12 protein-coding genes are annotated in these 14,159 nt (G+C 31.6%); 8 read left to right on the top strand and 4 right to left on the bottom strand.

Annotation, left to right across the window (positions count from 1 at the left end):
- Positions 1–43 precede the first annotated feature (43 nt).
- The 4 genes from A4F88_RS01055 to A4F88_RS01040 form a co-directional block, all read right to left on the bottom strand.
- Positions 44–3,250 (bottom strand): cytochrome c biogenesis protein CcsA, encoded by a 3,207-nt coding sequence (locus tag A4F88_RS01055; protein WP_068840688.1) that lies wholly within the window; start codon positions 3,248–3,250, stop codon positions 44–46.
- A 293-nt stretch (positions 3,251–3,543) separates the two neighbouring features.
- On the bottom strand, positions 3,544–4,503 hold the full coding sequence (locus tag A4F88_RS01050; RefSeq protein ID WP_068840687.1) for a hypothetical protein: 960 nt from the start codon (positions 4,501–4,503) through the stop codon (positions 3,544–3,546).
- On the bottom strand, positions 4,503–5,582 hold the full coding sequence (locus tag A4F88_RS25650) for a hypothetical protein (RefSeq protein ID WP_178368479.1): 1,080 nt from the start codon (positions 5,580–5,582) through the stop codon (positions 4,503–4,505). The genes A4F88_RS01050 and A4F88_RS25650 overlap by 1 nt, the downstream gene beginning before the upstream one ends.
- A complete protein-coding gene (locus A4F88_RS01040; protein ID WP_068840686.1) occupies positions 5,582–6,541 on the bottom strand; it encodes a hypothetical protein in 960 nt (319 codons plus the stop codon). Before A4F88_RS01040 ends, A4F88_RS25650 begins: the two co-directional genes overlap by 1 nt.
- A gap of 189 nt (positions 6,542–6,730) precedes the next feature.
- Here A4F88_RS01040 and A4F88_RS01035 point away from each other — a divergent pair, with 189 nt between their 5' ends.
- From A4F88_RS01035 to A4F88_RS01000, 8 genes are all read left to right on the top strand, one after another.
- Positions 6,731–7,483 (top strand): Rossmann-like and DUF2520 domain-containing protein, encoded by a 753-nt coding sequence (locus tag A4F88_RS01035; RefSeq protein WP_068840685.1) that lies wholly within the window; start codon positions 6,731–6,733, stop codon positions 7,481–7,483.
- Positions 7,476–8,003 (top strand): KdsC family phosphatase, encoded by a 528-nt coding sequence (locus tag A4F88_RS01030; RefSeq protein ID WP_068840684.1) that lies wholly within the window; start codon positions 7,476–7,478, stop codon positions 8,001–8,003. The genes A4F88_RS01035 and A4F88_RS01030 overlap by 8 nt, the downstream gene beginning before the upstream one ends.
- A gap of 110 nt (positions 8,004–8,113) precedes the next feature.
- A complete protein-coding gene (locus tag A4F88_RS01025) occupies positions 8,114–9,040 on the top strand; it encodes a geranylgeranylglycerol-phosphate geranylgeranyltransferase (RefSeq protein ID WP_073075418.1) in 927 nt (308 codons plus the stop codon).
- Complete coding sequence (locus A4F88_RS01020) at positions 9,033–9,617, top strand: Maf-like protein (RefSeq protein ID WP_068840682.1); 585 nt, start codon at positions 9,033–9,035, stop codon at positions 9,615–9,617. Before A4F88_RS01025 ends, A4F88_RS01020 begins: the two co-directional genes overlap by 8 nt.
- Before the next feature lie 10 nt (positions 9,618–9,627).
- Positions 9,628–10,158: a mechanosensitive ion channel domain-containing protein gene (locus tag A4F88_RS01015; protein ID WP_068840681.1), complete on the top strand. Its 531-nt coding sequence runs from the start codon at positions 9,628–9,630 to the stop codon at positions 10,156–10,158.
- A 113-nt stretch (positions 10,159–10,271) separates the two neighbouring features.
- Entirely contained in the window at positions 10,272–11,372 is a 1,101-nt protein-coding gene (locus A4F88_RS01010; RefSeq protein WP_068840680.1) for an AI-2E family transporter, read from the top strand.
- 87 nt (positions 11,373–11,459) lie between these two features.
- Positions 11,460–13,289, top strand: coding sequence for a BamA/TamA family outer membrane protein (locus A4F88_RS01005; RefSeq protein ID WP_068840679.1), 1,830 nt, complete (start codon positions 11,460–11,462; stop codon positions 13,287–13,289).
- A 198-nt stretch (positions 13,290–13,487) separates the two neighbouring features.
- Complete coding sequence (locus tag A4F88_RS01000) at positions 13,488–13,997, top strand: hypothetical protein (RefSeq protein WP_068840678.1); 510 nt, start codon at positions 13,488–13,490, stop codon at positions 13,995–13,997.
- Positions 13,998–14,159: the final 162 nt, after the last annotated feature.

Here is a 14,159-nt window from a genome sequence, read left to right as displayed (position 1 = left end):
AAAGTTGAACCTTTTGTATGAATTAATAAAACTATATATCTTATTATTTTTTCTTTTTATAGTACTTACGATACTTTGGATATGTTATAGCACCAATTGCGGTAATTGTTCCTAATGTATACCAGATCCAACTTAATGAATGTGCTTCTCCGGTTGCATAAGAATGTAAACCTACTAAATGGAAGTTTACTCCGTAATACGTAAATAAAATCGAAACAAAAGCGTACATACTCATTAAATTAAAGAACCATTGTCCTCTTAATGAAGGTACAAAACGAGCGTGAATTACAAAGGCATAGACCATAATAGAGATTAAAGCCCAGGTTTCTTTTGGATCCCATCCCCAGTAACGTCCCCAGCTCTCATTTGCCCATTGCCCTCCTAAGAAGTTACCAATAGTTAACATGATCAAACCAATTGTAAGGGCCATTTCATTGATATATGTAATTTCTTTTATGTTCAGATCCATTTTGACTTTGTTCTTTTCGGTAGTAAAGAAAGTTAATACCAATCCCACAAAGCCTAAAATCATACCCAGTGCAAAAGGACCGTAACTTCCAACAATTACAGCTACGTGAATCATTAACCAATAAGAATTAAGAACCGGTTGTAAATTTGCAATTTCAGGATCGATCCAGTTCATATAAGCTGCCATCAAAATCATAGCCGTAACAAAGGCAGATGAAGCAACAGTAAGTTTTGATTTTCTATCAAATGCTAATCCAAAGAACATGGTTGCCCAGGCTACATATATAATCGATTCATAAGCATTACTCCATGGTGCGTGACCTGAAATGTACCAGCGTGCTATTAATCCTAAAGTATGAAGTGCGAATAGCAAACCTACAAGAATATGAAAGCCATTTACTGTAATACGAAGCCATTTTTTCTCAAAGAAGATATTTAAAATCGTAAATAACAACATTAATAAAGAAACTGTTAAGTACCAATACGGAAGTTTCATGAAAACATCGTATTTGTTGTAGGCGATTTCAGCATCAATTTTTTGTTCACTTGGGTGCACTTTGCTTCCAAATTTCTTTTGAAATCCATTAATGCTTTCAACCAGGTGGTCTGCAGTATCAAAGTTTTTAGAAATTGAACCGTTATTTAATGCACTAAAATACATTGGTAGAATTTGTGCCACATAAGTAGAATCCATTCCTTTAAAACCTCCGTTTTGTCTTTCTAAGAAAGAAACCCATTTGTTGCCCGGGTCATTCGGAATAGGGAATATTTTTAATATACTTCCGCTTAAAGCAGATTCCATTAAGTTTACTCTTTTATCTGTTTCGATAAAATCTTTTTCAAACTGATTTGGATTTCCGGCTTTATATGCTGCATCTAAATAAGGAGAAAGTTTGTAGTTTCCATTTGCATCGAAAAACTGAATAAACGGAGCACGTTTTGCTTCTTTATCTACACCAATAATTTTACGAATACTATCATTTCCTGCTCTTAAATGAATAAGCGGAATCTGTATCCAAACCTGAGCGTATTGAGTCATAGACAGAAATACCTGATCAGAATTCATTCCGTTATAAGTATCACTTTGGCTAACTTTTCTTAATAACTCTGATGAGAAAGTATTAATAGGTTTCATTCTGCCTCCGGCATCCTGAATAATCAAACGTCCAAATTTAGCAGCATGAGCTTCCGGAGCTTTATAAATAGTCAATAAAGAATCCAGTTGTTTTTGGCTTGGCGGAGCTGTAACATGATTCGCATGATCGTTTGGATCTGCTGAATGTGCGTGATCATGATCGTGTGAATGAACATGTGGGTTTTGTTGTGCAAAACCACTTAAACCAATCATTAATACCAGAATGGTAATCAGTTTTTCTTTTTTCTTTTTAACGTTTTCCAATTTACGTTTCAAATCACCAAAACGAGAATGTTTTGTAAACATAATTGCCATTAAACCTAAATAAAGCATAAAATATCCAAAATAAGTAATGTTAGTTCCCCAGAAATCATGGTTCACTGATAATACAGTTCCTTTTTCGTCCGGATCAAATGAAGATTGAAAAAATCGGTATCCTTTATGATCTAAAACGTGATTCATATAAATATCAGCATTAAAAGTTTCTGTTGAATCCAAAACGGTTACTTTACTTTCAAAAGCAGAATAACTTTTATCGGTTCCCGGATATTTTGTAGCAATAAAATCGTTTAGTTTTATTTTAAACGGTAATATGTAGGCTTTACTTCCATAGAATAAACTATATTCAATTTTACCAATTTTCACCGTTTGAGCCTCCCCTACACTACCTTTGGAACCTAAAAGTCTTACTTCTTTTTCCTGTCCATCAGCTTTAACTTTTACAACCAGGGCATCATGATGCGATTTGGCTTTGTAATCATTATTAGACTCGTAATCTACCACCCCTTTTACAGCAGGATCCGGAAATACAATTCTGATATCACCAATGCTATATAAGGAACGCATCATAAGAGGCTGAACATTATCTTTGGTTACAGTTCCTTTGAGTTTATCTGCCATTCGCATAAACTCTCCTTCAAAAGGGGTCTGAATCGTATATTTTTCGCCAGTTGTATTGATGTTAATAGCACCTTCAGTTTGTTTATTCAAAGCAAACAGTACATTATGAATGTTCTGAACTTCTCCTTCTTTTAGGAAATGCTCTTCACGTCCGCCTGCTCCTGCTTCGACTAATTTAAGATATAAAGCTCCGTTTGCAGCCGGTTTGATAGTTTCTTTTGCTCCCATGATGTAGTTTACATAGGTAACTTCAAAAGGAGTTTCGTCAAATTTACCAGAAAGTGTAAAATCATTATTAGTAACAGGTGAAAACAATACGTTTTTTTCAAAAACTCTGCGTTTCATTTCGCCCTTATATTCACCATCTGCAAAAACAGTTAAGAATGTCTTATCTGAATAGACTTGGTTTTCGGCAGCACCTTCACGAATTGGCATCATCCCTTCGTAACTAATGTAACGTGTAATAAATGCTCCTAAAAGAATAAAAATAAAGGCAATATGAAGTATAAGTGTTGCCCATTTTTCTTTTTTATGTAATTGATAACGTTTAATATTTCCGAAGAAATTGATCATAAAAAAGACCATAATCGCTTCAAACCACCAGGTGTTATAAATTAAAATTCGGGCTGTGTCTGTATTGTATTTACTTTCGATAAAAGTACCAACACCCATGGTGATTGCAAATGTTAAAAAAAGAACAGACATTAATCGTGTAGAAAACAAAAAAGAGAATATTTTTTTATCCATTTTTGAGGAATTACATTGTATAAAAGTGGCACAAAAATACTTAAAAATGTTGATTCGAGATAGGTGTTATTTGTTAATAAAAACCAAATAAGGAATACTAAAACTGATCAATTTATCAAAAATGTAGACTTAATTTTACAAAAACATAATTATATAATTTTATGAAATTTATTTTTGATGACAATAGATTGTAGTGTTTAAAACATTTTTTTGTGCACCCGAACACTATAAATTAATATTATGAGTAAAAATGCAAATACTTGTAATCTGTTGTCAAATTTTATGCAGTAAAACTAATTAAGCTTTTCCTCAATTTTAGCAAGCCTTTCAGATAGTTTTTTAAAGGATTTATTCTCTTCTTTTAATGATTCTATTTCTTTAGCTTGTTGTATAGAGTATAATGTTAGCTCTTCTATTTTTTGTAATAATTTAGCGTTCATTTCTCCTAGGTTAATGCCATTTTTTAATACCTCTTCTTCACTTGGTATATTTTCCAAATGTCCTTTTTCAGCAATATGCTTTTCAACTTCCGTAAGAGATGGCAAATTATATTCTTTTTTAAAAACAAAATCTGACCATCCAAGCATGTCGACTTTAACCTCTTGGGAATGAATCACTCCTTTTACCTCTAGTTTATTTTTGGGATTGGTTATACCAATACCAATATTTCCATTACTTAAAATATTAAAATAATCTGTAGAATTGTATCTTAGACTAAACATATAATCAAAAGCTACTGGATATCTTATTATTGACCATTGTCCTACTCCCGTTCCTGAATCACCTGCAACAGCACCTAATACAATCGATGAAAAATCTCCTGTAGTTGAAGGCAATAATCGCAAATTTTCGTTATAATTAGCATTTGCTGATTGAATTTTAAGAGTACCTATCATATTCTGACTACCTATAAAATTATTTGCGCCTCTTGTTGCTAATTCAGTCCAAGTAGGATTTGATGGAGTTAAATCACTTGCGATTTTTCGAAAAAAGATTCTATCATTTTCAGAAAATGAACTTGCTATCTGTAATTGGTGATTATTATTTGGATTTCCATGTCTAATTACAAATATATGATTCCAACCATGGCTAGCGTCAGGAATCCCACCTATAGCATTTGTACCACTATAAACTCCTGATGTAAGAGGAATTGTATAATCGCCTATACCAGGTGCATAACCATCACTGATTTGTTGTGAAAATGAGTTTGATATTGCGAGTAGGTTTAAAATTATTATAACAATCTTTTTCATTACTTTAACTTATTTGTAAGTTCTTTAACTTTGTTTTCTAATTGTATTTGTTTATTTTTTATTTCAGTATTTTCCTTTTTCATTTCTATATTTTCCTTTTTCATCTCTATCATATAAAGCGTTAGTTCTTCTATTTTTTGCAACAATTTAGCGTTCATTTCTCCTAAGTTAATGCCGTTTTTCAACACTTCTTCTTCACTTGGTATGTTTTCTAAATGTCCTTTTTCGGCAATATGTTTTTCAACTTCTGCGAGAGATGGTAAATTATATTCTTTCTTAAACACAAAATCAGACCAGCCAAGCATATCTACTTTTACTTCTTTAGAATGAATTGTTCCATTCACGTCTAATTTATTATTTGGGTTTATAAGACCTATGCCCACATTACCTAAGCTATTAATTATCATTTGTTCACTCCAAAAATCATTAGTTGCACTTCTAGTTGCAAAAACCATTGCTGTTGCTGGTTTTGAACTTGTTGATGAATTCTCTGTTCTCATAACTAAATAACCTGCTCCTTTAAAGTTAGAAGTTGTATTTGGTAATGCCCATGTCATAGTTCCTATAGAACTATTAGGAAGATTTGCTCCTGACGACAAAATAATATGTGATTGAGAATGTACAGTCGTGTTTGAATTATATATCTCTAAAAATTTATTATTCCCACCATGTTCATAAGAAGATGGTGTTATTGTTCCAAGACCAACATTTCCATTAATAACCTGGTCTCCTATAAAAGTATTAGTCCCTCTTGTTGCAACTTCAAACCATTTAGAATTAGAAGGTGTTAAATCATTAGCAATTTTTCTAAAAAAAAATCTATCGTTTTCTGTATAGGACGATGAAAGTTGTAATTGATGATTATTATTTGAATCTATATGTCTTATTAAAAATAGATATTGTCTAGGGCTACTAGTATCCGGTCCTGCTCCTAAAGCATTTAGACCTGTATAAAGTCCTGACTTAAGAGGAATATTGAACTCATTTATAAATGGTGCGTATCCATAATCTCCAATTTGCTGAGAAAAAGAATATGAAGCAGTAAAAAATACAGCAACAAGTGTAATTATTTTTTTCATTATTTTAATTTACTATTAAGTTCTCTAACTGTATTTTCAAGCTCTACTTGTTTATTCTTCATTTCAGTATTCTCTTTTTTTATTTCTATCATATAAAGTGTTAACTCTTCTATTTTTTGCAATAATTTAGCGTTCATTTCTCCCAAGTTAATGCCATTCTTCAACACTTCTTCTTCACTTGGTATATTTGCTAAATGTCCTTTTTCAGCAATATGCTTTTCAACTTCTGTAAGAGATGGTAAATTATATTCTTTTTTAAAAACAAAATCTGACCAGCCAAGCATATCTACTTTTACTTCCTGAGAATGAATTGATCCATTTACATCTAATTTATTTTTAGGGTTTGTTATGCCAATACCAATATTTCCATTGTTAAGAATATTAAAATAATCCGTAGAATTATATCTTAAGCTAAACATATAATTACTGATAGCAGGATATCTAACTATTGTCCATTGCCCTATTCCGGTTCCTGAATCACCTGCAACTGCTCCTAATGCAATGCTTGAATAATCTCCTGTAGTTGAAGGTAGTAAACGTAGATTTTCATCATAATTTGAATTAGCAGATTGAATTTTAACAAATCCATTTATTTGTTGTTTTCCAGTAAATTCATTAGCCCCTCTTGTTGCCAATTCTATCCATGTAGAATTTCTTGATAATAATCCTGTCGCAGCAATTTTTCTGAAAAATAATCTATCATTTTCTGAAAAAGAAGAAGCTATTTGCAATTGATAATTATTATTTTCGTTGCCATGCCTAATAACAAATAAATGGTTCCAATCATTGGAAACATCCGGAACTTTTCCTGCAATTTGCCCATATCCGCCATATGTTCCTGATTTTAATACTCCTGAAAAGTCTGTGATATAAAAAGGTGCAAATCCATCTCCAATTTGTTGGGCAAAGCCAATTGCTGTAATTAAAAATAAAGCAATGCTGATAATACTTTTTTTCATTTTAAATTTCTTGTTTTTAAATATAGAATTTCATTTTAATTGCAAATATATAGGAAAAAACATAACAATATTAACAATTCTTTATTTACAAAAAATATTATTCATCATTTATAAATTAGAACCAGATTCATTTTATTTCTCTTAAATTAAAAGACAATACTTTAAAAAAAATAATGCTAATTTTGCGCTATGATTCGAATAACCCTAATTGGTTCCGGAAATGTTGCCCAGCATTTGATAAAAGCTTTCGCGAAAAGTGAACTTGTCGAAATTGTACAGGTATATGCCAGAAAAAAGGAAACTTTAGCTTCTCTAGTTGATTTTGATAAAATTGTAAATGATTTTGAAGACTTAAAAGAAGCTGATATCTATATTATTGCAGTGTCGGACAAAGCGATCTCAGAAGTAGCGAAAAAATTACCTTTTCAAAATCGGGTCGTTGTTCATACTTCAGGAGCAGCTTCCCTTGATGTTTTGGATTCTAAAAACAGAAAAGGAGTTTTTTACCCGCTTCAGACATTTTCAAAAAATAAAGAAATAGATTTCTCTACCATCCCAATGTGTCTGGAGGCTGAAAATACGTTTGATTTTCGTGTTTTAGAAAGTCTGGCCAAAAGTATCTCAAATGCAGTTTATCCAATCAATTCAAATCAAAGAAAGGCTTTGCATGTTGCTGCTGTTTTTGTAAATAATTTTACAAATCATTTATACCAAATCGGACAGGAAATTTGCGAAGAACATCAGGTTCCTTTTGATGTTTTAAAGCCTTTAATTCAGGAAACTTCAGAAAAAATAAAAACTCTCAATCCGGTTGATGCACAAACCGGACCTGCGAAACGTCATGATGCAACAACAATTGAGGCGCATTTAGAGTATTTAACCAATGAAAATCAAAAAAACATATATAAAATTCTAACCCAATCTATACAAAATAATGGCTAAACATTTTAAAGAAATAATGAACGACATCACAACTTTTGTTTTTGATGTTGATGGCGTACTTACAGACAGTTCGGTTTTTGTAACCAATGAAGGAGAAATTCTTCGTACCATGAATATTCGTGACGGTTATGCAATGAAAGCAGCAGTTGAAAGCGGCTATAATGTATGTATTATTTCTGGCGGAAGTAATGAAGGCGTTCGTGTACGTTTACGTAATCTTGGAATTAAAGATATTCATTTAGGAACTCCTGACAAAGTTGTAACCTTTAAGGAATATACTGATTTATATAACATTAATCCGGAGCAGGTATTGTATATGGGTGATGATATTCCTGATTTCCATGTAATGAAACTGGTTGGATTGCCAACTTGTCCGCAAGATGCAAGTCCGGAAATTAAAAATATTTGCCGTTACATTTCGCACGTAAAAGGCGGAAAAGGCGCTGCACGTGATGTTATCGAGCAAGTAATGAAGGTTCAGGGGAAATGGATGGAACATTTTAGTGGAAAACACGATTAAATTAATTGTGAATCATGAGTTATGAATTTGGTCCTTAATTTTAATTAAATTTCAGAAACTCAAATAGACTTAGAACCTTAGTAACTTAGCCACTCAGAACCTTTAAAAAAATGAAATTCCTCAAACTCATTCGATACAAGAACCTGCTTATGCTTGCTTTTATGCAGCTATTATTTCGTTATGCTTTTTTAAAACAAAAAGATATTCCATTAGCCTTAACAGACTGGCAATATGGATTATTAGTTTTAAGTACTGTTTTAATAGCAGCAGCGGGTTATGTAATTAATAATATCTATGATGTTGCCACAGATTCAATTAATAAACCGGAAGATGTGGTAATAGGAAAAGGAATTTCTGAAACTGCAGGATACAATATCTATATCGGACTTAATATAACAGGGGTTGCAATTGGGTTTATTTTATCTAATATTATATCAAAGCCTGGTTTTGCTTCACTTTTTATTTTGATTGCGTCGCTACTTTACTTTTACGCCACAACCCTGAAACAAATCATGATTTTAGGAAATTTTGTAGTGGCTTTATTGCTTTCTGTAAGTGTCATCATAATTGGGGTTTTTGATCTTTTTCCAGTAACTAATTCAGAGAATCAGGCTCAAATGGCAAGTCTTTTTTCTATTTTAACAGATTATGCTTTGTTTGCCTTTATGATTAACTTCGTTCGTGAAATAGTTAAAGACATCGAAGATGTAAATGGAGATTACAATCAAGGAATGAGTACTTTACCAATTGCAATTGGAATTAGCAGAGCATCTAAAATAGCTTTAGGATTTGCTATAATTCCGTTTATTTTATGTTTGCTGTATATTAATACTTATTTTGTTCAGAATAGTCTTTTTATCGTAACATTTTATGCTTTTGCTTTTGTTTTGGCTCCTCTTTTGTATTTTATTGTAAAAATATTTACAGCAAAATCTAAAAAAGATTATCATCATTTGAGTACTGTTTTAAAACTGATTTTGTTTTTCGGAATTTTATCTATTCTGGTTATTACCTTAAATATCAAATACAATGCTTAAAGAAAAACTAAAAAAATATACTTTAATTCTGGCATCGGGATCACCACGCAGACAGCAGTTTTTTAAGGATTTAGATCTTGATTTTGAGATCAGACTAAAAGAGATTGAAGAAATCTATCCTCCGGAATTAAAAGCAGTTGAAATTACCGATTATTTGGCAGAATTAAAAGGAAATGCGTTTGAGGGAGAATTAAAAGAAAATGAAATTTTAATTACCAGCGATACAATTGTCTGGCACCAGAATAAAGCCTTAGGAAAGCCAAAAAATGCCCAAGAAGCCTTTGATATGATCAAATCAATGTCGAATACTACTCATGAAGTATTCACATCGGTTTGCTTTAGAACAAACAATACTTCTACCCTTATCAATGATGTTACAAAAGTAACTTTCAAGGATTTATCAGACGAAGCAATTTTATATTATATCGAAAACTATAAACCTTATGACAAAGCCGGGGCATATGGCATACAGGAATGGTTTGGTTTTATGGCAGTTGCAAAAGTCGAAGGCTCTTATACAAACGTTATGGGATTGCCAACAGCTAAAGTTTACGAATATTTGAGTACTTTAGTGTAAAAATTTATTTATGTTTTCTTTTAAAGAATATACTCAGGAAATCTTAAGCACTTTAGTCATTCTTATTGTATTACTGGCCTTAAGAGTGATCGTAGCAAAATTAATTCGTCGTTTTGCCAGTACAAGTCATTTGTTAGAGCATCGTACTAATTTAGCAATTAAATATATTCATGTATTAATGAATATATTGGTCGCAATTACTTTAATTGTAATCTGGGGAGTTCAAACCAAAGATATTTTTATTACAATTTCTTCAATTGCAACTGTTATTGGTGTTGCAATGTTTGCACAATGGTCTATTTTGAGTAATATTACTGCTGGGATGATATTATTTTTTTCATTTCCTTTTAGAATTGGCGATACGATCAAAATTCATGATAAAGATTTTCCAATTGAAGGAGAAATTGAAGATATAAGTGCTTTTCATGTTAATTTAAGAACTAAAGAAGGAGAACGCATTATCTTTCCAAATAATCTTTTACTACAAAAAGGAATCTCAATTATGCCGCCGCAATACGAGGACAAGGAATTTTTCGATTAAAAATCATAATGGGAATTTTATAAACTATTAAGAAAAAGCTAAAACGCTATTTTTCGAATATAATATCATATTTGTTTAACCAAATTCTAGTTTTTACTAAATCACTAAACAAAATGATCAATTCCATAAAATTACCGTTTTATGCTAAACTTGCCTTTATATTAGTTAGCTTTATTAGTTTTGCTTTTATTTTCTGTATTGGAAAAGATGTTATTACTCCCGTATTAATGGCATTTTTATTTGCGGTATTATTAGTACCTATATTTACCTTTTTGCATTCCAGATTAAAATTTCCCAGACACCTTGCCGCAGCTTGTTGTATTTTGGTTTTTGCTTTGTGTATTGTAGGCATTCTGGTATTTATCTCCTATCAGGTTAGTGATATCGCCAACGATTTTGATACGATAAAAAAAAATGCAAACTCTTTTATAAATGATATTCAAAAATTTATAAAAGAATATTTTCATGTAAGTATTGGCGAGCAGAAAAAATATCTTGATAATATCACAAAAGATTCCGTTCAAAACGGAAAAGCTACGATAGGCTCTGCAATCATATCTATCACAGATCTTTTATTAGATTGTACCCTTATTCCTATTTATACCTTTTTATTTCTTTTATATAAAGATCACTTTATTTTATTTCTGGCTAAATTAATCAACAAAGAAGATCATCCAGCTTTAAAAGATATTTTATCCCAAATAAAAGTTTCAATCAATAATTACATCCTGGGTTTAATATTTGAGATGATTGTCGTTTCAATTCTAACCAGTTTAGGGCTTTTGATTATAGGAATTAAGTATTTTATTTTATTAGGACTCATCACAGGAATATTAAACATGGTTCCTTATATTGGTATTTTAATTGCCGGAATCATTACCGTTTTAGCTTCTTTAACAGGAACACCGGAAGCCTCAATTATTTTAGGAATTCTAATTGTAAATATTGTGGTTCAGTTTATTGATAATAACATCCTTGTGCCTTTAATTATTAATTCAAAAGTCGAAATCAATGCTTTTGTTTCTATTATAGGAATCATTATTGGAGGTGCGGCCGCCGGAATTTCAGGAATGTTTTTAGCTATTCCGCTTCTGGCAATTCTCAAAATCATCTTTGAAAGAATAGAATCATTAGAACCCTGGGGATATTTAATGGGAAATCATATGCCTAAAAAGTTTACCTGGAGAATTAGAAAACTAAAGGTCGAAAACTAAATACTATATTATTTTAAGAAAATAGTCCTATTAATTCCTTATATTCATAGTACATAATCAATTTTTAAGCCTGTCATTTAAATTCTAATGTTTATAAACAAAAAAATAGTCGTTTTAATCTTATGCTGCTTTTGCTTACAAAGCACCTATGCTCAGATCAATAAGTCAAAAACGGCTCCAAAAGAAAAAAAAGACAGTACAGAGGTTTACACCAAAATTAAAAATTATTCAAAAAAGAATAAGTTTACACAAACACTCCACAAACTACTCTTTAGAACCAATAAACCCAGAAAAAAAGAAGAAATTCTGGTACAAAATGATACCACTGATTTTAGTGGAAAAATCATCCGAAACATCAATATCATAACTTTGGATCCTTTTGGGCATTCGGTTACAGACACGACCCAAATGCCAAGAAACTGGGGTGAAAGAACAGGAAACAGGTTGCATTTAAAAACAAAAAGAATAGCCATTCTGAATTTATTGCTTTTTAAAAAGAATGCGCCTTACGATACTTATAAAGTACAGGAATCGGAACGTTTGATACGATCTCAAAAATATGTAACAGCGGTACGAATAACCAACAAACTTGCCGGAGTAGCTTCAGATTCTGTTGATGTTACTATTCGGGTTTTAGACTCATGGAGCACTATTCCAAAATTTTCTATTTCCAGCAATCAGTTTTCTTTAGGAGTAAAAGAAAAAGACTTCTTTGGTTCCGGACAGCAGCTTGAATACCGATATACGAGTAGGTTTGATGATGGGCGAAACGCAAATGAGGTAACTTACACCATTCCGAACATTAAAAACACTTATATCGGAACCACTTTATATTACAAAATGGATCTGGACAATAATTACACGAAAAGTATTAATATTGAACGACTCTTCTACTCTCCTTTAACCAAATGGGCCGGAGGTGTTTTAGTTGGTCAGAATTTTAGAAAAGATACCCTCCAGGCACCTGATATGACGTATGCTTTTCAGCCCTTTAAAAATAACTTCCAGGATTTCTGGGCCGGACATGCCAGTAAAGTATTTGAAGACGAAAACGGTATTACAAATTTAGTAGCTACCGGACGTTTTTTGAATCTTGATTATACTGAAGCGCCAACGGATCTCTACGATCCAACCCATTTTTATTCTGATGAAAAACTTATTTTAACCGGAATCGGACTTAACAGACGTAAATTTATCAAGGATAACTACATTTTCAGAAACGGACAAACTGAAGATGTACCCATTGGAAGAATATACGGAATAACACTAGGCTATCAATACAAAAATACCTTTTGGCGGCCGTATGTTGGAGCACAGTTTTCTTTTGGAAATTACTATAGATTAGGATTTTTAAGTATGAATTTTGAAGCAGGAACCTTCTTTCATCAGTCTAAAACCTATCAAACAGCGTTTTCGATGGAAACCAACTACTTTACAAAATTATATAGTATAGGAAGATGGAAATTAAGACAATTCGTTAATCCGCAATTAATCATTGGTGTCAATCGTGAAAATATCATTGGCGATCAGCTTAATATAAATCAACAAAATGGTTTAGCCGGTTTTAATAGTGCGGTTTACGGTACCAATAAAATGGTATTATCACTTCAAACCCAAACGTACTCTCCTTATGCACTTTTAGGTTTTCGTATAAATCCATTTTTTAATTATGCCATTGCCGGATTAGGAAGTCCGCATAATACAATGGAAAAAAACAAAGCCTATCAAAAAATAACATTAGGCCTATTAATTAGCAATGACTACTTAGTATTCAGTTCATTTCAGCTTTCTGTTTCTTATTATCCAACAATTCCGTATCAGGGAGATAATGTATTTAAAACAAATACTTTTGAAACTACAGATTTTGGTCTTCAAAGTTTTGAACTGGCCAAACCAAGAATCGTAGATTATAAATAATTGAAAATAACTTCTCATTTTTTTTTTAATCGTAATATTTTTAAAACGTTTTAAAAATCAAATATTTACGCTAAAATATATTTTTATTTTAATCGTTAAAATACTTATTTATCCGATGAAATGCATTTGCTTTTTATTTTTGGCACAGTATATGAATATCCCTAATCAGGAATAACATTAATATTAAAACTAAAAAAAATGAAAACAATAAAAATAGCAATCGTAGGATTATTTCTGATCGTTGCAAACGCCACACAAGCCCAAATATCTGTAAATGTAAATATAGGAACACCTCCGGCTTGGGGACCTGCAGGATATTCTCAAATGGAATATTATTATTTACCAGACATTGAAGCTTATTATGATGTGAGAGCTTCTCAGTTTATTTATTTTGGAGGAGGAAGATGGATTAGAACGACTTATTTACCAAGACAATATAGAAACTATGATTTATACGGAGGTTACAAAGTAGTTTTAACTGATTATCACGGAAGAACTCCTTATACCTATTTTGAACGTGACAGAGTAAGATATTATAAAGGATATCACGGAGCTCCTCAAAGACCATACAGACCTAGAGAAGTTTACGGTTACAATGAGCGTCGTTATGATCGTAGAGATTACAAACATTATGACAACAGAGGTCATGATAAACACGACAAACACGACAAGCACGACCATGATGATCATCGTGGTGGAAGAAGATAAATTTATAAAATCGCAATTTTCAACACGAGAGAGTATCAGAAATAATGATACTCTCTTTTTTTTGAATCAATTTTCTTAAAAAAGGAAATCAATAACCAAACATTAACATTTCATTTAAACATTGTTCAAAGATATAATTAGTATTTTTGAAGCTCTTTCAAA

This window comes from Flavobacterium chilense (assembly GCF_001602525.1).
Classification (GTDB): domain Bacteria; phylum Bacteroidota; class Bacteroidia; order Flavobacteriales; family Flavobacteriaceae; genus Flavobacterium; species Flavobacterium chilense.
Note: the sequence above shows the minus strand (reverse complement) of the source record. Positions and strands in the feature narration are given on the sequence as shown.